Here is a 23,051-nt window from a genome sequence, read left to right on the forward strand (position 1 = left end):
AGATATAAAGGTATTTTACGCACTATGAATAAGAAAATTTTAATTATTGATGATAATAAAATGCTCGGCAAACTTTTAGCTAAAAAAATTCAAATGACTTTAGATTATGAGGTAGATATTGCTTTTGGTTTTGCTGAAGCTAAGGAGTTAATGAACAATAATTATTTTTTAGCTTTTGTGGATTTATGTTTGCCAGATGCCCCAAATGGTGAAGTTGTGGATTATGTTATAGAAAAGAAAATTCCTGCTATTGTTCTTACGGCTAGTGGTGATAAGGCTACTAAAGAAAAATTTATGGATAAAGATATATTGGATTATATTTTTAAAGAAAGTGAAACTTGCATTGATGAGATTATTAGTTCTATTATAAAACTTAATCAATATGCAAAAACTAAAGTGATTTTAGCTATGAGCAAGCTACCTGAACGTAATGAAATTAAAAAAATACTTACTCAAAGACAATTTAATGTTTTAGCTGCAGCTCATGGTGAAGAAGCAATGAGTTATTTAAATGATAATAATGATGTTAAGCTTATTATAGCAGATGTCAATATGCCAGTAATTAGTGGTTTTGAGCTTTTAACTCAAGTAAGAGAGCGTTTTAGTGATGATGAATTAGGTGTGATTCTTTTGGGGGATCATAATGATTCATTTGAAGCGAATTCTTTTAAAAATGGAGTTAATGAGTATTTGTTCAAGCCTTTAAGCAAAGAAAGCTTTAATTGCCGCTTAGATCGTTGTTTATCTTATATGGATGATAAAAAATTTTTAAGCACTTATAATGTTTTAGATCCTGTATCTGGGGTTAAAAATTATAATGCCTTAATCGATGGAATAGATGATTATTTTAACGAAATAGCGACAAAAGACGAGGAATTTGCTTTTGCTTTCTTAGATATAGATAATCTTCAAATGATTAACGATGAATACGGCCGTGAAGTTGGCGATGAAGTAATTAAAATCTGCACTAATGAAATAGTTAATGAAACTAAAGGAAGAGATCTTGTAGGTAGATATAGTGCAGAAAAAATTTGTATTTTACTTAAAAATATATCCCAAGAAAGAGCGATTAAAATCTTTTCTCGTATACGAGTAAATATAAAAAAGGCTGGTGTTTTGGTTAATTTAGATGAAATCTTTTTTACAGCTTCTATAGGCGTGGTTTTTGGAAAAAGTGGAGATAAGATTGATTCTTTGGTTGATAAAGCAAGTAAAATATTGTCTCAAGCAAAAGATAATGGCAAGGATAGAGTTGAAGTATGTTCTTAAATCTTGATTTTCAAGATGGTTTAAGGATTGTTGATACGCATTGCCATCTAGACAGTGAAGCATTTAAAGATGATTTAGATGAAACTTTAAATCGTGCTTTTAAAAATGGTATAGAGAAAATCATCATACCTGGTGCTGATATAAAAGATTTACCCTATGCAGCTACAATTGCTCATAAATATAAAAATATTTTTTTTGCAGCAGGGGTGCATCCTTATGAAATTGATAATTATGATGAGAAAATTTTAAGGCAGTATTTATGCGATGAAAAGTGTGTAGCTGTAGGTGAATGTGGGCTTGATTATTTTCGTTTTAAAAGTGATCTTGCTGAAGAAATTCAAAAAGAAAAAGAAAATCAAAAAAAGATTTTTATCGCACAGCTTGAACTTGCTATTGAATTTAAAAAACCTGTTATCATCCACTCAAGAGAAGCAAATCATGATACTTATGAGATTTTACATGGGTATTCTAAGGATCTTGTAGGAGGAGTTTTACACTGCTTTAATGCAAGCGAGCATTTGCTAACTCTTTTTGAAGAGGGATTTTATTTTGGTATTGGAGGAGTTTTAACTTTTAAAAATGCTAAGAAATTAGTTGAAATTTTACCTAAAATTCCAAAAGATAGACTGCTACTTGAAACTGATGCTCCATATCTTACTCCAGAGCCTTATCGCGGTAAAAGAAATGAACCTTTGTTAACTCAATTTGTAGCAAACAAAATGTGTGAAGTATTGAAATTATCAAGAAAAGAGCTTTTAGAAATTTGTTTTAATAATTCTGAAAAATTATTTTTTAAAGGTTATTGATGAAAAAAATTTTATTGTGTTTTTTAATATGTTTTAATTTTCTTTTTGCACAAATTAATACTCCTGAATTTTATGAAAGACAAATGAATGTTTTAAGAAATTTGGATATTAATCCAAGTTTTATTAGTGATTTGATTTTTGTGCAAACTCAACAAGATATAAAATCAAAACACGCTCAAACTTTAATAGATAGTATGCAAAATTTTTCAAAAGTTACTCCTATGATAAGAAAAATTTTAGCCCAGCAGGAAGTTCCTGATGAGATTTTGTATCTAGCTATGGTTGAATCAGGCTTGAAAACTCATAGTGTTTCTAATGCCAAGGCTGTAGGGGTTTGGCAATTTATGCAACCAACAGCTAGAAATTTGGGTTTAAGAATCGATGCTTATGTTGATGAAAGGCGTGATCCGGTCAAATCAACTTATGCCGCTACAAATTATTTAAAAGAGTTAAAAGAAGAATTTGGCAAATGGTATTTAGCGCTTTTAGCTTATAATTGTGGAAATGGTAAACTAAGACAAGCTATCAAGCAAGCAGGAAGTGATGATTTAAGTGTTTTATTGAACCCTGATAAGAAATATCTTTCTTTAGAAACTAGAAATTTTATAAGAAAAATTTTAACGCTTGCTTTTTTAGCCAATGATAGGGATTTTTTACTAGATAAAGATGCGTCTTTAATGAATTATGCTTTAAGCAACGAATTCGCAAAAGTTGATGTGCCTTCTTCTGCATCTTTAAAAGAAATAGCTAAAAATTTAAATATGGATCTTGCAACTTTTAAGAAATATAATCCACAATTTAAACATAATTTTACGCCTCCTGGTAAAGGGTATTATATGTATATACCACTTAATAAAGTAGCATTTTTTGATAAAAATTTTAAAGCAGAAAAACTTGCGAAGGTTGATACAACTATACCTATGACAAGAACTTATATTGTTAAGTCTGGTGACTCTTTATATAAAATAGCAAAAAATTATAATATAAGTGTTGATGAAATTCGAGAATTCAATAAAATAGCAAAAAATCATCTTAGTATTAATCAAAAATTAATTATACCAATCAAGGAGAATAAAAATGCAAATAAAAACAATTACACTAAAGTTGTCAGCCGTTAGTTTAGGGGCTTTATTTTTTAGTGGTTGTTTAGGCACTAGTTTTTTTTCTAGCTTGGATAATGCTCAAGTGTATTATCCTTCAAATGATTTTAAAAGCAGTCCTAGTTCTTCAGGGACTAAAGGAACGATGAAGCCTTATACTATCAATGGTAAAACTTATTATCCTACTGTTGTAGCAGTAGGCGAAACTGCTGATGGTATTGCGAGTTGGTATGGGCCAGGCTTTCACGGCAAGAAAACCTCTAATGGCGAAACCTATAATCAAAATGCTTTAACCGCGGCTCATAAAACTTTACCTATGAATACCATCTTAAAAGTAACCAATCTAAATAACAATCGTCAAGTTACCGTTCGTGTGAATGATAGAGGTCCTTTTGTGAATAATCGTATTATAGATTTATCAAAAGGAGCTGCTAGTCAAATTGATATGATTGCTTCAGGAACAGCTCCAGTAAGGCTTGAGGTTATAGGGTTTGGATCAAGTAATTCGGGTAATAATATTGTACATTCTAATGTAAACTATGGAAATAGTGGAGAGATTGCAAATAATGGACAAATTTATGAAGGTGGAAATTTCATGGTTCAAATTGGAGCCTTTAAAAACTCAGCTGGGGCACAAATGATAGCAGCAAAATATAAAACTTATAGAACTTATAGCTCTACTATACGCACAAGCTCAGTGGATGGATTAAATCGCGTTTTCTTAACAGGCTTTAGAAGTGAAGATGAAGCAAGGGATTTTGCTGCAAGTGGTGCATTTGCAGGTGCATTTGTTGTAAGAGAGTAGAAATTATGACAGAATTGATTTTTTTGGATATAGATGGCTGTTTAACTGATGGAAAAATTATTTATACTTCTAATGGAGAATTTATTAAAGAATTTGATGTAAAAGATGGAGCGGCTATCGAGGCTTGGCTAAAGCTTGGTAAAAAAATTGCTATTATTACAGGTAGAAATTGTCCTTGTGTTGAAAAAAGAGCTAAAGATTTAAAAATAGAAATTTTATATCAAGGCATCAAGGATAAGTTAGCTTGTGCAAAAGAAATTTTACAAAAACTTAATTTAGATTTTTCTCAGTGTGCGGCTATTGGGGATTATTTTAACGATAAGGCTTTGCTTGAAAGCGTAGGACTTAGTTTTAAGCCAAAAGATGGTCATAAAGATTTAAATGTAGACATAGTACTTAGCAAAAAAGGTGGTAAGGCTGCTGTAGCACAGATGATAGAAATTTTAGTAGAAAAAAATCATCTAAAAGAAGAATGGAATAGGCTTTGGCTATAAAAATTTTTGGAATTTTAATTGCTCTTTTTACAATTACTTTTACGATTTTAAGTTTGCAAGATCCGTATTCTTTAAATTTGCAAACTAATGCTTTAAATTTTAAAAATATTGAGGCTAAAAATTTGAAAGCTTATGAGAGTAATGCTAGTACAATTAAGTCATATTATAAGGCAAATTCTTGGGTGAGATATGCAGATAGAGATGAATTTAATGATTTTATTACTTTAAATTTAGATTTTAATCTTAGTGCGAATCGTTTAGAGTTTTTCAATAAAGATATGAGCAAGGTTTTGTTTGAAGGAAATGTTACTTATATAGGTGCTAATAATGTCAAAATTATTTCTCAAGAGGTAGAATACCAACCTAAGGATAAAATTTTACACACAAATACTAATTTTAAAGCTCTGATCAATGGAAGTATTATTAATGGAAATACTTTAAACTATGATACAAAAAACAAAATTTTAAATATCCAAGGAGTAAACGCGTGGTTGCAAGACAAATAATTTTATTGTTAGCTTGTGTAAGTGTAACTTGGGCAACTCAAATTGAAGTAAAAGCTTTAAATTTTTACTCAGATGAAAATAAGGGTGAAAGTATTCTTAGTGGAAATGTAGAAGTAATTAGGGGTGATGATATTTTAAATTCTGAAAAATTGATTATTTATACGGATAAAAATCGCAAACCTATTCGTTATGAAGCAATGCAAAATGCTACGTTTAAGATTGTTTTAAAGGGTAAAACTTATAAAGGTAGTGGAGATAAATTTATTTATAATGTTATTAAAGATACTTACGAGATTAATGGTCATGCTTATATAAATGAGCTTGGAAGTAATCAAAAACTTTTTGGTGATAAAATAATAGTCGATAGAAAAGCTAATATTTATCGAGTGGAGAGTAAGGATCAAAAACCTGCTCGTTTTGTGTTTGATCTTAAAGACAAATGATAATTAGTGCTAAATTTATCACTTCTTTAGTGAAATTTGATGAGAAATTGAGCTCAAATTTTAGTGAAGTAGCATTTTTGGGGCGTTCCAATGTCGGAAAAAGTTCTTTAATCAATTCTTTGTGTAAACAAAAAAATTTAGCCAAAAGTTCGGCAACTCCTGGAAAAACTCAGCTTATAAATTTTTTCGAAGTAACTTGCAAAAGAAATGAAGAAAAATTTAATATCAATTTTATTGATTTGCCAGGGTTTGGTTATGCAAAGGTTTCTAAAAATTTAAAAGAAATATGGAATCAAAACTTAGATGAATTTTTAAAATTAAGAACCTCGATAAAGTTATTTATACATTTAATCGACTCAAGACATACTCATTTAGAGATCGATGTAAATTTAAATGACTATTTGAAAAGATTTTTACGACCTGATCAAAAAATTTTAAAAGTTTTTACCAAATGCGATAAATTAAATCAAAGTGAAAAAGCTAAGTTAAAAAATGAATTTAAAGACTCTATTTTAGTTTCAAATTTGAATAAATTTGGCCTTGATTCTTTAGAAGATATTATTATCAATCAAACTTTAGGTCTTGATAAATGAGAAGAAATTTAAGTGCTTATAAAGCAAAATTTAATGGAGCTTATGTCTTTTTAGGATTTTTTTTTCTAATCTATCAGATTCTTGGTTCGACTTTTATATATGCTCCGTTACTTTATGGGATTTTTTTCTGTTATATGTTTTGCTTACTAGAAGAGAGAGAAAGAACTTTTTCAAAGCTTGATTTTAGATGGTATTTTTCTTTATTTTTTTTATTTTTTACTGATATAACTTATAATTTTTTTATTTTTTCATCTTGGTTGGCATTTTTTATTTTTTATTATCTTTGTGCAGATTGGATTAAGACAAATTTAAAAATTGGTAAATTTATCCCTGTTGTTTTTGTGCTTTGTGCTTACGGCATTATTTTGTTTTTGGATATGATATTGTCTTATATTGGAGATGAAAAAATTAAAATTTTAGGATGGGCGTATATTGTTTCAGTTTTTATAGAATGTTGTTTAGCTTATGTGTTTTTTAAAGGTAAAATTTAAATGAGAATGCGTTTAGTTGTTGGATTTATACTATTGTTTTTTATATTTTTATTAAGTCGTGTGTATTATTTGAGTATAAAATCAAATGTATATTATGAAGAACTTGCTAAACAAAATGCCATAAAAACTGAATTTTTAGCACCTGTTAGGGGTCAAATTACAGATAGAAATGGAACTTTATTGGCTATTAATGATTTGGGTTTTAGTATTTCTATTAAACCTTATTTAAGTATTAAAAAGTCAAATAAAGGAATTCTAGATAAAGAACTATCTGAACTTGCAAATTTATTTCCTGATTTAAATGCTAGTAAATTAGCAGAAATTTATAAGAGAAGTGATTCTTACTATAATCAAGATTTTATTAAAGTTGTAGATTTTATACCCTACGATGAGATTATTCCGCATTATTCAGAGTTAAATCTTAATAAAACAATAAAAATAGATCCTGTTGTAAAAAGAAAATATCCTTTTGGAAAATTGGCTTCGCATATTATTGGGTATGTAGGTAAGGCAAATTTGCAAGATGTTCAAGAAAATGAAATAGCAAAACTTTCTAACTATACGGGAAAAAGCGGTATAGAACGCTATTATAATGATATTTTACAAGGAGAAAAAGGAACTAGGGTTTATAAGGTTAATGCCTTAAATCAAGAAGTAGAACAGCTTTCTTACACTCCTGCTATGTCTAATGATATAGAACTTACGATAGATATAGAGCTTCAGTCTTATTTAACTTCATTGTTTGAAGGGAATGCTGGAGCTGCTATAATTATGAATGTAAATGATGGATCTATTTTAGCTGCAGGGAGTTTCCCTGAATATGATCTTAATCCTTTTGTAACTGGGATCTCTTTTAAGGATTGGGACGAGCTTTCAAATAGTCTTGATCATCCTTTTACAAATAAACTTATAAATGGATATTATCCTCCAGGTTCTGTTGTAAAAATGGGAGTAGGGCTTTCTTTTTTAAATTCTAAAAATATTAGCCCGACGACTCAATATGTTTGCAATGGAAGCATTGAGCTTGGAGGCAGGTTTTTTAGATGTTGGAATCGATCGGGCCATGGACCTGTGGATTTAAAACATGCGATAAAATATAGTTGTGATGTTTATTTTTATAATGGCAGTTTGCAAGTTGGAATCGATCAAATAAGTGAAACTTTATCTCGCATTGGTTTTGGAGCGAAAACAGGGGTAGATTTACCTAGTGAATTTGTAGGAACTTTACCAAGCAAAGAATGGAAGATGCAAAGATATAGACAATCTTGGTTTCAAGGTGATACTTTAAATACGGCTATAGGTCAAGGTAGTTTTCTTACAACACCTATGCAAATTGCTAGATATACAGCTCAAATCGCAAAAGGTGGAGAGGTTATACCTCATTTTTTAAAAAGCATAGAAAATAACAATACAACTATAGAAAATCAAATGGATGAAAATAAAAAAGAAATTTTTACTTTATTTGAAAAGAGTCAATTGCCTTATATAAGAGATGCAATGTATGCTGTTGCCAATGAGCAAGGAGGAACCTCTTATCGTTATTTGCATAATCTTGATGTGAAAGTTGCAGCAAAAACAGGAACTGCTCAGGTTGTGGGATTTTCGCAGACGGATAAAAATAGGGTTGATGAAAAACAATTTGAGTATTATACTAGATCTCATGCGTGGCTCACTTCTTATGCTCCTTATTCTAAGCCAAAATATGTAGTTACCGTTCTTTTGGAACATGGTGGGAGAAATATTACTTCAGGGACAACTGTAGCTAAAATTTATCAAAAAATGATTGAACTTGGATATTTTAAATAATTTTTAGTTGTGAATTGAGTTTTTCAAAAAAAACTTTTTTAGCAATTGGTTTAAAAACCTTGTGTTAAACAAATTATAAGTTTAATACAAGGAAAATTTATCTATGTTAACAAAAGTATCTTAAAAGATGGCTTTTGTTCTTTTTTCAAGCCAAACTAGAGCTTTTGGATAATCACCTAGCTTAGGAGAAAGTTTTTCAAATACTTCTTTGTGATAATTGTTTAACCATTCTTTTTCTTTTTCATCTAACATTTTTATATCAATACAAGATATTTCAAAAGGACAAAGAGTAACAGGTTTAAAGTATAAAAACTCTCCAAAATCTTTATTTTTAGGATTTTCTACTTTGGTATGAATAACTAAATTTTCAAGTCTTATACCCCATTTACCTACTTTATAAATACCTGGCTCTATGGAGGTTAGCATACCTTCTTTGGCTTTTGTTTTTTCAAGCACAGGGGATAGATAAGATAAAACTTGTGGACCTTCATGGACATTTAAAAAATATCCCACGCCATGTCCTGTGCCGTGTATATAGTCAATTTGTTCTTTCCATAAAGGTGCGCGTGTGATTGCATCAAGTAAGGGCATAGCTATATCTTTTGGAAAAATTGTACTGGAAATGGCAATATGTGCTTTTAAAACCAAGGTATAGTCATGAATTTGTTCTGCATTAGCCTTTCCTATTGGTACAACGCGTGTAATATCTGTTGTGCCGTTTTTATATTGTCCACCAGAATCAATAAGTAAAAGCCCATCTTTTTTAAGATAAGCAAAACTCTCTTTTGTGGCTTTATAATGTGGATATGCTGCATTTTCGTTAAAGCCTGCTATAGTGGCAAAACTATCACTTATGTAGTACTTGCTTTGTGCTCTAAATTCGCTTGCTTTAACATCTATGTCTAATTCGCTTATTAATTCTTTATTTTCTATTGCTTCTTCAAGCCAAGCAAAAAATTTACATAAAGCCACTCCATCTTCTATCATAGCATCTTGTATATGCGCTATTTCTTTTGTATTTTTAGCTGCTTTTAAGTGAGTGCTTGGATTAATTTCTTGAATGATTTTTACGCTTTTGTCTAAAGAATTTATGAGTAAAGCGGTCATTTTTGAAGGTTCAATAAGCAAATTTGTATTTGCAAGTTTTTCAAGCTCCATGATGATTTCATCATAATTTTTAAGCCAAAACCCATCTAAATTTAATTTTTTTTCAAGTTCTGAATTTACTTTTTTCTGATCAACAAAAAGCAAAGCTTTGTCTTCCAAGATTAGCAAATGACTTAAAAATACAGGATTATAATTTACATCATTCCCTCTTAAATTTGTAAGCCAAGCTATATCATCAAGGCTGGAGATTAAATGAGAAGTAGCATTTAAATTTTTCATTTTTTGACGCACTAATGCTAATTTTTCTTTTCTTGAGTAAGAGCAGTATTCTAGTTCGTGTTCATAAATTTTTTCTTGTGGTAAAGTGGGACGATCTTTCCAAAGTGGACTTATCAAATCTATATGTTTTAAATTTGCCTTGCAATTAATCTGTAAATCTTTTTGTAAAGATAAAGGTAAAAGTGCAAAATCGATGCCTAAAATTTGATCTTCGCTTAAATTTTTTTCCAACCATTTGGTAAAAGTATTTTTAGCATCTTGCTTTTGTAAAAGTATACCGCTACCTTCTAATTCCTTTTGTGCTTGAAGCCAATATCTTCCATCTACCCACAAAAAGCCCTCTTCTTGTGTGATAAGAACTGTTCCAACAGAACCCTTAAAGCCACTGATAAAGATTCTATTTTTGTAATATTCTGGTAAATATTCGCTCAAATGCGGATCTGCACTTAAGATGAGATAGGCGTCAATATTATTTTCTTTCATTAATCTTCTAAGTTCTAATACTCTTTGTTTGTAAATACTCATATTTTCTCCTTAATATTAATTTTTTAGTATTTTATTGATAGGTTTTTTGAGTATAAGTAAAATTATAACAGCACCAAGTAATATCCACATATATTGGTAAAATAAATTTGGCAAATAAGCTATATTTTCTTCACTTGCTTTACCACCTATGAATCCAGCTAAAGCATTGCCTAATGCACTTGCTACAAACCAAAGTTCCATGATTTGATTTTTGATTAAATCAGGGGCAATCTCAGCCATTATAGAGAGTCCAATAGGAGACACGCATAGTTCCACAAGTATTAAAAGAATATACTTATAATAATCCAAGCCATGGATATTGGTAAACCATTGTTGTTTATTAGACTTTGTGAAGCAAAGGTCATTATCATAAAACCAATACCGGTAAATAATATTTCTAAAGTAAATTTTCCAATGGAAGAAAAATATATATTTTTTCTCTAAAAATATCTAAATATAACTTGCTATAGGAGTAAGTATGATGATAAAAATTGGATTAAAAGATTGAAACCAGTTTGTTGGAATTTTCCAATCAAAAATATTTCTATTTGTAAAATCTTGCGTAAAAAGATTATAAGTAGTAGGTTTTTGTTCAAAAGTACTCCAAAAAAGTGGCTGCAAAGAATAAAACAATTAAAATTGTTAATTGTTATTTTAAGGCTTTAAAAACAAAAAGATATATGAAATAATTTTACCAAACATAGCAAAATTACAATTAGAAGTTTTTTTGATAGTATCATGAGATTAATATCTACAAGATTAATAAAAATTAGAAAAAATCCAATAATACTTAACAAGCTTATACTTAGTATAAGAGTTAAATTTTTACTTTTTTAAATGATTGTTCCCAGTTTTGCTTTAAGGTGTAATTTTTATGAAATTCTTCAAGCTCAGGGGCAGCTTTAAAATATAAAATAAGCAAAGAGATTAGCATACCTAAACCTCCTCCAAATCCTAAATGATAATTCTATTTTGCTTGAACAAAACCACATATAAGAGGAGCAATGAATGCTCCAATGTTAATTCCTATTATAAAAAATTGTATAGCTAGTACTGCAACTTGTATCATTTTGTTTTTATGTAACATTCCAACCATTACAGAAGCGCTAGTTTTAAAAAATCCAGCACCAATAACGATAAAAGTAAGTCCTAGGAAAAATATAGATGTGCTCAAAATAGATAAGGCTATGCTAATATATCCTAAAGCTATAATAAAAGAACCTAGAAATAAAGCCTTTTTTTGCCCTAAATAATTATCAGTAATCCAGCCTTTAGGAAGTGCTGCTAAATACAAGCATCCTGCAAAAATGCCATAAATTGCCGAGGCGCATTCAGTACTTATTCCAAGTCCACCTTTGCTTATGGTTGTTGCCATAAAAAGCAAATCTTTCCCAAAGTTCTACCATTGATAGAGAGAATAAAGGCTTGGGATGACCTAGGAAATTTGTATTAAGTTTTTGTATTTCTTGCTTAGTCACTTCCCAATACCTTTCTTTTTTATGCTTAAAATATTTTAACTAATAGCAATAGAAAAATAATTAAATTCCAATATTTTTAAATATTTTTTTATAATAATATTTAAAAATATAATATTTTAATATTATTATAAATTAACAAATTTAAACATTAAATCAAGCTTTAATTTTAAACCCTGTGTATTGTATAGTTTTATTTTATCAATTTTTAAAGCTATAGGAAGATTTTCTAAATTTTGTATAAAATTGAGTAAGTCTTTAAAGTTGCCATTTAAACTTAGAGAAACATAATTATAGTGGATAAAATTTTTGTTTTCTTGGGAAAATTTTATTTCATTAATGATTAAATTTTTGGATAAATTATTGATTTTTTTATTGAAAAAATCTTTATCATAAGAAAATAAATGTAATTTTTCTTTATAGTATTTTAATTTTTCTTCCTCTGTTTTTATCTGTTTTGTTAGCTTTGTCTCTATTTCTTTAAGATGTGAATTTTCTATTTTTGCTTCATTTAATGCAAGGTAATTATGTTCTACTAATGTTTTTTGAAAAATATCTTCCAAAAAGTGATCGTGAATTTTAAAAGCTAAAAACAAAGCACAAAGGCAGATAAAAGAAATAAAAAGAAATTTTTCCCTAGGATTTAAATTTTGCAAAAATACTTCTATTTTATTCATGTATGACTTCTAATATGATATTCAATGTTTCTTCATTTTTATCAAGGAATTTAAAAGTAGAATTTAGATTTTCTAATGCTCTTTTAAAGTGGTTTTCATCGATAAAAGAAAGAATGATTTTTGTTTGTTCAAATTCAAGATTTGTGATTTTAAGTTCATTGGAATTAAGCCATGATATGATTTGATTTAGAATGATTGCCTTATTTTTATCTAAATTGATTTCTTTTGTTACGGTGGATAAAATATGAAATTGTTGTTGTGTAGATGATATTTTATTGGAAAGAGTAAAGTTTAAATCTTGTATGTTTGTTAATAATTTTTGCTTATCTTGTTTTAGTTTAGAAATTTCTTCTTGTATGATAAAATTTTTATTTTGAATTTCCTTATTTTGTTTGTACTCTATAAAATCTTTAAATAATAAAATCATCATGCTAAGACTAAAGCTAAAAATAAATATTAATATAATTTTAAAAGAAATAGATATTTTTATTTTATTATGCTTGATAAAATTACAATTTTGATCTAGATTTTTTATACTATATGAACTTAATTTCAATAAACTATTTTTATCAAGAATATCATTTAGATTTAAACATTTTATTTGAGATGAGAAGTAATGTTTGATTGTATCCAAATCCTGATAAAGTAGCAATTTGCTTTCATAGTGTTTTAAAAGTTCTGTAAATCGATTTTGTTTAAAAAATAAATCCATATTACCTGGGTTGAAATTTTCGATTTTTTTAAGATTGATAAATTTTCCTTCTTGGTAAAAATATAAATATAAAGTTTGATCATATAAATTTAAAACACAATAATCACTTTCTTCAATCAATCTTTCATCAAATAAAGCTTGAAAAATTAAAGGTTCAGGAAAGCAAAAACGACTTTTTCTCAATTTACAAACAGGTGCTAAAAAACAATGATAAATTTCACTATGTTTAAAAAAAGCTATTTGATAGTCAAAGGGTTTGCTTAGCTTAAAATCTGCGGTTAAATTGTTAAAAAGTTCGTCTTCTTTGGATATTCCTGTTCTTTGAGCATAAAGCAAATCTGTAGATTTTATAAAATTTATTTTATTTAATGAATTAATTTTCATCATTTAAAAGTTTTTTTAAAAATTCTTCATCTTTTTGCCAGTTTTTTTTCACTGTTACGAAAAGCTTTAAAAGTACCTTTTTTTGTGCAAGTTTTGAAATTTTAAAGCGTGCATCTTTGCCTATTCTTTTTAAAGTTACCCCTTCTTTTCCTATAAGCATACCCTTGTGAGAGTTTGTATCGGTGATGATATTGGCTTCTAGGATTAAAAGATTAGGTGTATCTTTAGTGCGATGGATAAGCACTTCACTGCTATAAGGAAGCTCATCGCTTAAATTTTCATAAATACTTTCAAGTATGAAATCTCTATAAAGTTCTTTTTCGCTACTCGCACTTAAAAATTCAGGATCATAAAAATATTCATGTTCGTCAAGATATTTTACTATCTCATCTAACAAGCCTTTTTTATAGCTTTTTTTCTTAGAAGAATAAGGAATGATAGCCTTAAAATGTTGGCTAAATTTTGCATATTCGCTAAGTTTTTTTAAAAGTGTAGCATTGTCGGTTAAATCTACTTTATTTAAAGTGATGATATGTGGTACTTGTGGGTTTAGACTAAGAAAATTTTCATAGTCTTTTGTACTATCAAAAACACTCGCCACAAATAAAATCACATCACAATCCCCCATGGATTTAATGGCACTTTGGACAAGCAGTTGATTAAGCCTAGCACTGCTTTCGTGAAGTCCTGGGGTATCGATGAAAATGATTTGATTTTTTTCATGCATCACTATGGCTTTGATTTTACGTCTTGTGGCGTTTTGTTTGTGAGAAACTAGGGCGATTTTTTCTTCTAATAAGGAATTGATTAAAGTACTTTTTCCTGCATTAGTACGCCCTATGATACTAACAAAGCCACTTTTCACAAAATATACCTTGCAAGATCTTTATTTTCTATGATATCTCCGAGTTTTTCTTCTACCATTTTTTTATCCACTACGAATTTTTTACCTGCATACTCATCAGCTTCAAAGCTTAAATCTTCAAGTAATTTTTCTATCACAGTATGCAAGCGTCTAGCACCTATATCTTGCATTTCTTCATTGGCTCTTGAAGCTATTTTTGCTATTTCTTTAATGGCTTCATCATCAAATTCAAGTTCTAAATTTTCAGTTTTTAAAAGCTGAGAGTATTGTTTTAAAAGTGAATTTTTAGGGCGTGTTAAAATTTCATAAAGAGCTTTATCATCAAGACTATCTAATTCCACTCTTAAAGGAAAGCGTCCCTGAAGTTCAGGGATAAGATCACTTGGTTTGCTAAGATGAAAAGCCCCTGCAGCGATAAAAAGAATATGATCGGTTTTTAAAGTACCTATTTTTGTTTGTACATTTGATCCCTCGACTATAGGAAGTAAGTCTCTTTGCACCCCTTCTTTACTTGGATCTTGGCGGTTTGAATTTCCGCTTGAAACAGCGATTTTATCGATTTCATCAATAAAAATAATACCTTCATTTTCCGCTCTTTTTAAGGCTTCGCTTTTGATACTTTCTTGATCTAGGATTTTTTCTCCTGCTTCGTTTTTTAAAGCATTTTTAGCGTCTTTGATTTTCATTTCTTTTTTGACTTTTTTACTGCCAACGCCTATAACCTTAACTATATCTTGCATTGCACCCATTTCAGGAGGTAGGTTAGGATTGGTATCAAACATATTTTGTGAAATTTCTATCTCTATGGTGCTTTCATCAAGATCGCCATTTCTTAGTTTAGTTCTCATTTTTTCAAGACTGTTTTTATATTCTTCTTGTTTTTCATCGCTGATACCCTTTGGTAAAGGTGGTAAAAGTTTTTCTAAAATTTTATTTTCTATAAATTCATCGATTTTATCTTTGTTTTTTTCTCTTTGCTCATTTTTTACCAAATTTAAAGCTGCATTGGCAAGATCTCTTACCATGCTTTCCACATCACGACCTACAAAACCTACTTCAGTATATTTACTCGCTTCGATTTTGATGAAAGGAAAGCCCATCATTTTAGCTAAACGCCTAGCAATTTCTGTTTTTCCCACACCTGTAGAACCTATCATTAAGATATTTTTAGGCACGATATCATCTTGCAACTCAGGGCTAAGTTGCATTCTACGGTAGCGATTTCTTAAAGCTATAGCTATGATTTTTTTAGCTTTTTTTTGTCCTATAACATAATCATCTAAAAATTTAACGATTTCTTTTGGAGTTAGATTCATTTCTCATCCTCGATTACATAAGTTTTGATATTGGTATTGGTATAAATGCAAATTTCACCTGCGATTTGAAGACTTGATTTTACAAGTTCTTCTTCATCTAAATTGGCATGCTTTGCTAAGGCTCTAGCAGCTGAAAGTGCATAGTTTCCACCACTTCCTATGGCTGCGATTTGCCCATCTTCAGGTTCGACCACATCGCCTGTACCAGAAAGTAGAAAAATGTGATTTCTATCAAGTACAAGCATCATGGCTTCAAGTTTTCTTAGGTATTTGTCTTTTCTCCATTCTTTAGAAAAGTCAATTGCTGCTTTTAAAAGATCGCCTTTAGAACTTTGAAGGAGATTTTCAAACATATCAAAAAGATTAAAAGCATCAGCTGTTGATCCTGCAAAACCTGCTAAAACTTTGCCATTGTTGAGTTTTCTAATCTTTACAGCATTGCCTTTTAGCACCGTATTTCCAAAGCTTACTTGTCCATCTCCGCCAATTACGGATTTATTTTTACCTTTGTAAGCTAAAATCGTTGTTGCGTGAAACATTATTCTGCCTTTATATTTATGTTAAATTTAGCATGGATTGCGTGTCTAAGTTTTACGCTTACTTCGTGAATTCCTAAGCTTTTTAAGGTGTCGCATTCTAAACTTTTTTTATCGATTTCTATATGGCTTTGTTCTTTTAGGGCGTGAGCGATTTCATCTTTGGTTACGCCACCAAACAAACTTCCATTTGCACCTACGGGTTTTGAAATTTCAAGAGTGATTTTGCTAAGTTCTTCTTTGAGTTTTTCTAAATTTGCGATTTCAAAGCGTAAATTTTCAACCTCTTTTTTCTTGTCGCTTTCATATTTTCTTAAAACTTCATTAGTAGCTGCTTTAGCAAAGCCTTTAGCGATTAAGAAATTTTGTCCGTAGCCGTCTTTTACTTCTTTTATTTCTCCTGCTTTTCCAAGTGTTTTTACATCTTTGATTAATAATACTTTCATTTTATTCCTTTATTAAAATTTTCTTCCATTTTTTCCTGCAATGATAAAACGCAAAGCATTAAGCTTGATAAAGCCTGCTGCGTCTTTTTGATTATACACTTCATCTTCTTCAAAAGTACAATAAGCTGCGTTAAACAAGCTATCGTTCGCACTTTCACGTCCTATAACCATCACATTGCCTTTATAAAGCTCGAGTTTTACTCTGCCATTGGCGTGAATTTGAGACTCATCGATTAAGGCTTGAAGCATCATTCTTTCAGGCGAGAACCAATAGCCATTATAAATTAAACTTGCGTATTTTGGCATGAGTTCATCTTTTAAGTGTGCTGCTTCTCTATCAAGCGTGATGCTTTCAAGCGCTCTGTGTGCTTTTAAAAGTATAGTACCGCCTGGAGTTTCGTAACAACCACGACTTTTCATTCCTACATAGCGATTTTCTACTATATCAAGGCGTCCTATACCGTGTTTGCAGCCTAGTTTGTTAAGTTTGGTTAAAAGTCCTGCAGGACTTAGTTTTTCTCCATTTATCGTTACTAAATCTCCTTTTTGGAAATCAAGTTCTATAATTTCACTTTCATTTGGAGCGTCTTTTGGGCTTTTACTCCATCTCCACATATCTTCTTCGGGTGCGTGTGCAGGATCTTCTAAAACAAGTCCTTCATAAGAAATATGAAGTAAATTTGCGTCCATAGAATAAGGAGATTTTCCTTTTTTCTTAGAAATATCAATACCGTGTTTTTGTGCATAAGCAAGGAGTTTTTCACGACTGTTTAAATCCCACTCACGCCATGGAGCGATGATTTTTAAATCTGGGTTAAAAGCAAGATAACCAAGTTCAAAACGCACTTGATCATTTCCTTTGCCTGTGGCGCCATGACTTACCGCATCAGCACCTGTTTGCAGGGCAATTTGTGCTTGAGTTTTTGCTATAAGTGGTCTTGCTATACTTGTTCCTAAAAGATATTCTCCTTCATAAATCGCATTGGCTCTAAACATAGGAAATACATAATCTTTAACAAATTCATCTCTTAAATCTTTAATGAAAATATTTTCTTCTTTTATGCCTAAAGAAAGGGCTTTTTTTCTTGCAGGTTCGAGTTCTTCACCTTGACCAATATCTGCTGTAAAAGTTACAACTTCACAATTATACTCATCTTGAAGCCATTTTAAAATAATACTCGTATCAAGCCCCCCAGAATACGCTAAAACTACTTTTTTTACTTCATTTTTCATAAGATATCCTTTGCTAAAATAGATTTGAAAATTGTAAAATTGTATCCAAATTTCATTAAAGAAAAGTTTTTACTTGCTATTTTCTTAAAAAATAAAGCAAAGGCGTAAGCAAATTTTGTTCCAAAAATTGATTTTTTTTGCTAAAATTGCTTTTATGAGAGTAGATAAATTTTTAAACGTAGTTAATATCACGAAAAGAAGAGCTATTTCTGAAGATATGTGTAAAAGTGGTGTAGTAGGGATTAATGGCGTTATTGTTAAAGCGAGTAAAGAGGTTAAGGTGGGTGATATTATCACTTTACATTTTACTGAATACACTCAAAAATATAAAGTACTAGCTCTACCTAGTACGAAAAGCATTCCTAAAAACGCGCAAAATGAATATGTGGTAAAATTATGAAAGAATTTATTTTAGCAAAAGATGAGATCAAAACGATGCTTCAAATAATGCCTAAAGAAGGTGTTGTTTTGCTTCAAGGAGATTTGGCTAGCGGAAAAACAAGCTTGGTGCAAGCTTGGGTTAAATTTCTTGGTCTTGATGCAAGGGTAGATTCTCCAACTTTTTCCACTATGCAAAAATATGAAAATCATGATATTTGCATTTATCATTATGATATTTATCAAGAAGGTTTAGAAGGACTTTTAGCAAATGGTTTATTTGAAAATTTTTTTGAAAAAGGTTTGCATTTGGTTGAATGGGGTTGTGAAAATTTGAAAAAAACTTTAATGAAATTTGGAATTTCTACTATCCAGATTAAAATTAGCATTAAAGATAATAAAAGAAAGTATGAAATTTATGAGTAAATTAGAAATTGTAAATTTGGAAAAAATTATTAAAAAAACTAAGATTATACATGGAATTTCTTTAGAGGTTAATAGCGGAGAAGTTGTAGGACTTTTAGGGCCAAATGGTGCAGGAAAAACAACAACTTTTTATATGATATGTGGACTTATTTCTCCAAGTAGTGGAAAAGTTCTTTTAGATGGTTTGGATGTAACAAAAGATCCTTTAAACAAAAGAGCTAGATCAGGGATAGGTTATCTACCTCAAGAAAGTAGTATTTTTAAGGATTTAAGTGTAGAAGATAACCTGCTTTTAGCGGCTCAGATTTTTTATAAAGATAAAAAAATTTTACATGATAAAGTTGAGCAAATGCTTGAACTTTTAAGTATAGAACCTATTCGTTTAAGGAAAGGTTTAAGTTTAAGTGGAGGTGAAAGAAGGCGTTGTGAGATCGCTAGAAGCTTGATGTGCGAACCTAAGTTTTTGCTTCTTGATGAGCCTTTTGCAGGTGTTGATCCTATAGCAGTGGCTGAAATTCAAACTTTAATTAAAGAGCTTAAAAGATTAGGGATTGGGGTTTTAATTACCGATCATAATGTGCGTGAGACTTTGGCTATTTGTGATAGAGCTTATGTTATAAGATCAGGTTCTTTGCTTGCTAGTGGGAATGCTGATGAAATTGCAACCAATAAAGACGTGAAAAAGTATTATTTAGGAGCGGAGTTTAAACTCCTTGATTGATGTTAAAGCAAAAAATCACCCAAGCACCCAAGACTAAAATTTCTCAAACTTTACGCTCTTGGTTGCCGATTTTACAAGCAAACATAGAGGATTTAAAAGAAAATTTAGATAAATTTGCTGAGGATAATCCTTTCTTAAATGTTCAAGATTCAATACAAACTCATGATAAGGATAAGAATTATTTTGATTCATTTTATAAACATAATGTAAATTCGGCTTTTGTGGATAGTAAAGGACTTGCCAAAAAAAGTGTTTATGAGCTTTTAAATGAACAGATTCTTCCTCCTTTGTTTCCTACAAACAAATCTCAAGAACTTGCAAAAAAAATTATAGAATGCTTAAATGAGGAAGGATATTTTGAATACGATGAAGAATTTTTAAAAGAGTATTCTTTGGAAGAAATTGAGCGAGTAAGAGCAAGATTTAAATTTTTAGATCCTGTAGGAGTGGGAGCTAAAGATTATAAAGAAGCATTTTTATTTGCTCTTGAAAATATGGAGTTAGATGAAGATATTGATGAATTTTGTAGAATGTTGATTATGGATTTTGAAAATATACAAAACTATACCAAAGAGCCTTTATATAAAGAAGCATTAGCTGTACTTAAGCGTTTTAGCACTCCTCCTTTTTTGGAATATTTTGAAGATTCTCGTATAATTGTTCCTGATATTTTTGTTTATAAAGAAAATGGTGAAATTAAAGTAAAAATCAATGATGATTATTATCCTGAAATTTCAATCCAAACTGATGGTTTAGAGCATGATTTTTTAAATCATTACATCAAAGAAGCAAAAAATTTAGTTGATGCTTTAGCGATGAGAAAAGCTACTCTTTATAAAATAGGGCTTATGATAGTAGAATATCAATATGATTTTTTCATGGGAAAAGAGATAAAACCTATGACTTTTAAGGATTTAGCACTTGATTTAGAACGTAATGCTTCGACTATATCAAGAGCTGTGGCAAATAAATATTTAAGTTGTGAAAGAGGACTTATTCCCTTGCGTGATTTTTTTGCTTTTGCTCTTGATGAAGAGGGAGAGACTTCAAATGTAGGTGTTAAAGAATTTGTGGCAAATTTAGTAAAGAATGAAGATCGCAATAAACCTTTAAGCGATAGTAAAATTTTAGAATTAATCAAAGAAGAATTTAAGGTCGATATCGGACGAAGAACTATTACAAAATATCGCAAACATCTTAATATAGCAAGCTCTACAGATAGAAAAAAAATATATGAACTTGAAGGATAAAATTCTATCAATCTATCAAACCCATTACGCTTGTGTTTTATATTTAAATTTAATTTAAATAATTTAAAAAATTGTTATTTTTATTTTTATAAATATTATTCTTTAATTTAAAAATGTGATACAATAATAACTGTTTTTAAATATCAATTTTCAAAGGAGTTAAAATGGACTTTTTAACAAGCCTTAGTGAGGGAGGACAATTTGCAATCCAAATCATTATCGTTTTAATTTGTCTTTTTTACGGTGCAAAAAAAGGCGGTATAGCGCTTGGTTTACTTGGTGGTATAGGTATTTTAATGCTTGTATTTGCTTTTCATATAAAGCCTGGAAAACCAGCCATAGATGTTATGCTTACAATTTTAGCGGTGGTGGTTGCGAGTGCAACTTTGCAAGCAAGCGGTGGTTTGGATGTTATGCTTCAAATAGCAGAAAGAATTTTAAGACGCAATCCTAAGTTTTTAACAATATTAGCGCCTTTTGTAACCTGCTTTTTGACCATACTTTGTGGAACAGGACATGTGGTTTATACTATTATGCCTATTATTTATGATATAGCGATTAAAAATGGTATTCGTCCTGAGCGTCCAATGGCAGCAGCTTCTATATCATCACAAATGGGTATTATTGCATCTCCTGTATCTGTGGCTGTTGTGAGTTTGACTGCTTTGCTTTTAAATGCTAATCATAAATTAGCAGGTTTTGATGGTTATATCAATCTTCTTCAAATTACCATACCTAGTACATTATTTGGTGTATTGTGTATAGGAATTTTTTCTTGGTTTAGAGGAAAAGATTTGGATAAAGATGAAGTATTTCAAGAAAAACTTAAAGATCCTGAATTTAAAAAATATGTTTATGGGGATTCTAAAACACTTTTAGGTGTTAAACTTCCAAAAAGCAATTGGGTTGCAATGTGGATTTTCTTAGGAGCTATTGCTTTAGTAGCTTTATTGGGTGTATTTGATTTTTTGCGTCCAAACTGGGGACAAGTTGTAAAAAATGGCATTCCTCAAGTAGATGCTTTAGGTAACCCTAAAATGGATGTTTTATCCATGGTTTCAGTTATTCAGATGTTTATGCTTTTAGCAGGTTCTTTGATTATCATCTTTACTAAAACAGATGCAAAGAAAATCGGCTCTAATGAAATTTTTAAATCAGGTATGATAGCGCTTGTTGCGGTTTTTGGAATTTCTTGGATGGCTGATACTATGTTTGCAGTTCACACTCCTATGATGAAAGCAGCGCTTGGGGATATAGTAAAAGAGCATCCTTGGACTTATGCTGTAATGCTTCTTTTAATTTCAAAATTTGTAAACTCCCAAGCAGCAGCTATTTCGGCTTTTGTTCCTTTGGCTTTAGGAATTGGTGTTGAACCTGGTGTAATTGTTGCCTTTGCGGCTGCTTGTTATGGGTATTATATTTTACCAACTTATCCAAGCGATTTAGCTACTATACAATTTGACAGATCAGGTACTACTCACATCGGTAAATTTGTTATCAATCATAGTTTTATTTTACCAGGTCTTATAGGTGTAATCACTTCTTGTATAGCAGGATATTTTATTGCTATGGCAGCGGGTTATCTTTAACAATTTTTAGCAGGATTTTTCCTGCTAAATTTTTCATTTGTCTTTTTATTTTATAAAACCGCTTTACAAATCAAAGTCATTTGACACTTAAAATCAAAGTCTTATTTTTTCACTTTGATTTCTAACACGAAATTCACATCTATATTTTAACCTTTCAAATCAAAAGTTTTTAATTGCTTTTTGAAATTTTATGTTTAAATTCTTTGAAATTAAAATCAAAGGAATTAAAATGCAAATGCAAGAAGTGATTGAAAAATTAAAAGATATACTTGCAAGTGAAGGCAAAAGAGATTTAAAAACCAAAGATATAGCTAAAGAATTAGGCATCCATCCTGATACTTTTAATTCTATGAAATTTAGAAACTCCATTCCTTATCCACAAATCCTAAACTTTTTAAATGAGAGGAATATAAGCATTAATTATTTCTTCTATGGAAGTTCCCCAAAAGATCAATTAGAATGTGAGAATAAATATAAAATTTTAAAGCTTTATAAAACAAATGCAAGTTTAGGTGGAGGTGGTATAAATGATTTGATTGATAGCTCTGATTTAATCATCGATGAAAAGGTTTTAAACTTTTTTGGAAGTAAAGAATGTGAGTTTATCATTTGTTATGGAGAGAGTATGGAACCACTTATAAAAGATGGTTCAATTTGTGCAATAGATAGGAATAAGGCTTTTAAAAATAAAAGCATTTGTGTGATTAATGCTAGAGATGGACTTTTTATAAAACAAGTTTTAAAACAAGATGATGGAGTGATTTTACACTCTTTAAATCCTTTATATAAAGATATATTTTATAAAAATGGAGATTTTTT

At 30.0% G+C, this 23,051-nt stretch carries 27 protein-coding genes; 16 read left to right on the forward strand and 11 right to left on the reverse strand.

Annotation, left to right across the window (positions count from 1 at the left end; all coding sequences use genetic code 11):
- The first annotated feature begins 24 nt into the window (after positions 1-24).
- The 10 genes from cbrR to mrdA are packed head-to-tail and all read left to right on the forward strand — an operon-like array spanning position 25 to position 8,313.
- Positions 25-1,269, forward strand: coding sequence for a bile resistance response regulator CbrR (gene cbrR / locus AJ887_RS04795; protein ID WP_070240545.1), 1,245 nt, complete (start codon positions 25-27; stop codon positions 1,267-1,269).
- Positions 1,260-2,075 (forward strand): TatD family hydrolase, encoded by an 816-nt coding sequence (locus AJ887_RS04800; protein ID WP_002871344.1) that lies wholly within the window; start codon positions 1,260-1,262, stop codon positions 2,073-2,075. Before cbrR ends, AJ887_RS04800 begins: the two co-directional genes overlap by 10 nt.
- The gene (locus AJ887_RS04805; RefSeq protein WP_052858977.1) at positions 2,075-3,193 is read left to right on the forward strand and encodes a lytic transglycosylase domain-containing protein; all 1,119 of its coding nucleotides are present in this window, start codon (positions 2,075-2,077) and stop codon (positions 3,191-3,193) included. The genes AJ887_RS04800 and AJ887_RS04805 overlap by 1 nt, the downstream gene beginning before the upstream one ends.
- Positions 3,153-3,980: a septal ring lytic transglycosylase RlpA family protein gene (locus AJ887_RS04810; RefSeq protein ID WP_070240544.1), complete on the forward strand. Its 828-nt coding sequence runs from the start codon at positions 3,153-3,155 to the stop codon at positions 3,978-3,980. The genes AJ887_RS04805 and AJ887_RS04810 overlap by 41 nt, the downstream gene beginning before the upstream one ends.
- Before the next feature lie 5 nt (positions 3,981-3,985).
- Complete coding sequence (locus tag AJ887_RS04815; RefSeq protein ID WP_070240543.1) at positions 3,986-4,474, forward strand: HAD-IIIA family hydrolase; 489 nt, start codon at positions 3,986-3,988, stop codon at positions 4,472-4,474.
- Positions 4,465-4,980: a hypothetical protein gene (locus AJ887_RS04820; protein ID WP_070240542.1), complete on the forward strand. Its 516-nt coding sequence runs from the start codon at positions 4,465-4,467 to the stop codon at positions 4,978-4,980. Before AJ887_RS04815 ends, AJ887_RS04820 begins: the two co-directional genes overlap by 10 nt.
- The gene (locus tag AJ887_RS04825; protein ID WP_002871339.1) at positions 4,962-5,423 is read left to right on the forward strand and encodes an LptA/OstA family protein; all 462 of its coding nucleotides are present in this window, start codon (positions 4,962-4,964) and stop codon (positions 5,421-5,423) included. Before AJ887_RS04820 ends, AJ887_RS04825 begins: the two co-directional genes overlap by 19 nt.
- Positions 5,420-6,016: a ribosome biogenesis GTP-binding protein YihA/YsxC gene (yihA, locus tag AJ887_RS04830; RefSeq protein ID WP_052858983.1), complete on the forward strand. Its 597-nt coding sequence runs from the start codon at positions 5,420-5,422 to the stop codon at positions 6,014-6,016. The genes AJ887_RS04825 and yihA overlap by 4 nt, the downstream gene beginning before the upstream one ends.
- On the forward strand, positions 6,013-6,507 hold the full coding sequence (locus AJ887_RS04835) for a membrane protein (protein WP_002855248.1): 495 nt from the start codon (positions 6,013-6,015) through the stop codon (positions 6,505-6,507). The genes yihA and AJ887_RS04835 overlap by 4 nt, the downstream gene beginning before the upstream one ends.
- Positions 6,508-8,313, forward strand: coding sequence for a penicillin-binding protein 2 (gene mrdA, locus AJ887_RS04840; protein ID WP_070240541.1), 1,806 nt, complete (start codon positions 6,508-6,510; stop codon positions 8,311-8,313). It abuts the gene before it with no gap.
- 120 nt (positions 8,314-8,433) lie between these two features.
- Here the strand turns inward: mrdA and AJ887_RS04845 are convergent, their stop codons facing one another.
- The 11 genes from AJ887_RS04845 to AJ887_RS04885 all read right to left on the reverse strand — a co-directional run bounded on the left by AJ887_RS04845 (position 8,434) and on the right by AJ887_RS04885 (position 17,868).
- Positions 8,434-10,224 carry an aminopeptidase P family protein gene (locus AJ887_RS04845; RefSeq protein ID WP_070240540.1) on the reverse strand — a complete coding sequence of 597 codons (1,791 nt, stop codon included), beginning with the start codon at positions 10,222-10,224 and terminating at the stop codon, positions 8,434-8,436.
- 15 nt (positions 10,225-10,239) lie between these two features.
- The gene (locus tag AJ887_RS10400) at positions 10,240-10,464 is read right to left on the reverse strand and encodes a peptide transporter (RefSeq protein ID WP_251988540.1); all 225 of its coding nucleotides are present in this window, start codon (positions 10,462-10,464) and stop codon (positions 10,240-10,242) included.
- Between the two features lie 210 nt (positions 10,465-10,674).
- Entirely contained in the window at positions 10,675-10,857 is a 183-nt protein-coding gene (locus tag AJ887_RS10405) for a hypothetical protein (RefSeq protein ID WP_171824244.1), read from the reverse strand.
- A 334-nt stretch (positions 10,858-11,191) separates the two neighbouring features.
- A complete protein-coding gene (locus AJ887_RS10410) occupies positions 11,192-11,599 on the reverse strand; it encodes a hypothetical protein (RefSeq protein ID WP_251988539.1) in 408 nt (135 codons plus the stop codon).
- A gap of 228 nt (positions 11,600-11,827) precedes the next feature.
- Positions 11,828-12,376 carry a hypothetical protein gene (locus AJ887_RS04855; RefSeq protein ID WP_052853827.1) on the reverse strand — a complete coding sequence of 183 codons (549 nt, stop codon included), beginning with the start codon at positions 12,374-12,376 and terminating at the stop codon, positions 11,828-11,830.
- Entirely contained in the window at positions 12,369-13,475 is a 1,107-nt protein-coding gene (locus AJ887_RS04860; protein WP_079860896.1) for a hypothetical protein, read from the reverse strand. The genes AJ887_RS04855 and AJ887_RS04860 overlap by 8 nt, the downstream gene beginning before the upstream one ends.
- Positions 13,462-14,337, reverse strand: a complete 876-nt coding sequence (era, locus tag AJ887_RS04865) for a GTPase Era (RefSeq protein ID WP_070240538.1) — start codon at positions 14,335-14,337, stop codon at positions 13,462-13,464. The genes AJ887_RS04860 and era overlap by 14 nt, the downstream gene beginning before the upstream one ends.
- On the reverse strand, positions 14,334-15,653 hold the full coding sequence (hslU, locus tag AJ887_RS04870) for an ATP-dependent protease ATPase subunit HslU (RefSeq protein WP_002852226.1): 1,320 nt from the start codon (positions 15,651-15,653) through the stop codon (positions 14,334-14,336). The genes era and hslU overlap by 4 nt, the downstream gene beginning before the upstream one ends.
- Entirely contained in the window at positions 15,650-16,192 is a 543-nt protein-coding gene (hslV, locus tag AJ887_RS04875; protein ID WP_002776411.1) for an ATP-dependent protease subunit HslV, read from the reverse strand. Before hslV ends, hslU begins: the two co-directional genes overlap by 4 nt.
- A complete protein-coding gene (rplI, locus tag AJ887_RS04880) occupies positions 16,192-16,635 on the reverse strand; it encodes a 50S ribosomal protein L9 (protein WP_070240537.1) in 444 nt (147 codons plus the stop codon). The genes hslV and rplI overlap by 1 nt, the downstream gene beginning before the upstream one ends.
- A gap of 12 nt (positions 16,636-16,647) precedes the next feature.
- A complete protein-coding gene (locus AJ887_RS04885) occupies positions 16,648-17,868 on the reverse strand; it encodes an argininosuccinate synthase (protein WP_070284880.1) in 1,221 nt (406 codons plus the stop codon).
- A 154-nt stretch (positions 17,869-18,022) separates the two neighbouring features.
- Here AJ887_RS04885 and AJ887_RS04890 point away from each other — a divergent pair, with 154 nt between their 5' ends.
- From AJ887_RS04890 to AJ887_RS04915, 6 genes are all read left to right on the forward strand, one after another.
- Entirely contained in the window at positions 18,023-18,268 is a 246-nt protein-coding gene (locus AJ887_RS04890; protein WP_002864726.1) for an RNA-binding S4 domain-containing protein, read from the forward strand.
- Entirely contained in the window at positions 18,265-18,672 is a 408-nt protein-coding gene (tsaE, locus tag AJ887_RS04895) for a tRNA (adenosine(37)-N6)-threonylcarbamoyltransferase complex ATPase subunit type 1 TsaE (protein ID WP_070240536.1), read from the forward strand. The genes AJ887_RS04890 and tsaE overlap by 4 nt, the downstream gene beginning before the upstream one ends.
- The gene (lptB, locus tag AJ887_RS04900; RefSeq protein WP_002855252.1) at positions 18,665-19,393 is read left to right on the forward strand and encodes an LPS export ABC transporter ATP-binding protein; all 729 of its coding nucleotides are present in this window, start codon (positions 18,665-18,667) and stop codon (positions 19,391-19,393) included. Before tsaE ends, lptB begins: the two co-directional genes overlap by 8 nt.
- Entirely contained in the window at positions 19,393-20,643 is a 1,251-nt protein-coding gene (locus tag AJ887_RS04905; RefSeq protein ID WP_070240535.1) for an RNA polymerase factor sigma-54, read from the forward strand. Before lptB ends, AJ887_RS04905 begins: the two co-directional genes overlap by 1 nt.
- Before the next feature lie 164 nt (positions 20,644-20,807).
- Positions 20,808-22,232, forward strand: a complete 1,425-nt coding sequence (locus AJ887_RS04910; RefSeq protein ID WP_002856715.1) for an anaerobic C4-dicarboxylate transporter — start codon at positions 20,808-20,810, stop codon at positions 22,230-22,232.
- A 229-nt stretch (positions 22,233-22,461) separates the two neighbouring features.
- On the forward strand, positions 22,462-23,051 hold a 590-nt coding region (locus tag AJ887_RS04915), incomplete at its 3' end, for a S24 family peptidase (protein WP_070284881.1).

Origin of the sequence: Campylobacter sp. BCW_6466, assembly GCF_001762835.1 — a bacterium.
Classification (GTDB): Bacteria; Campylobacterota; Campylobacteria; order Campylobacterales; family Campylobacteraceae; genus Campylobacter_D; species Campylobacter_D jejuni.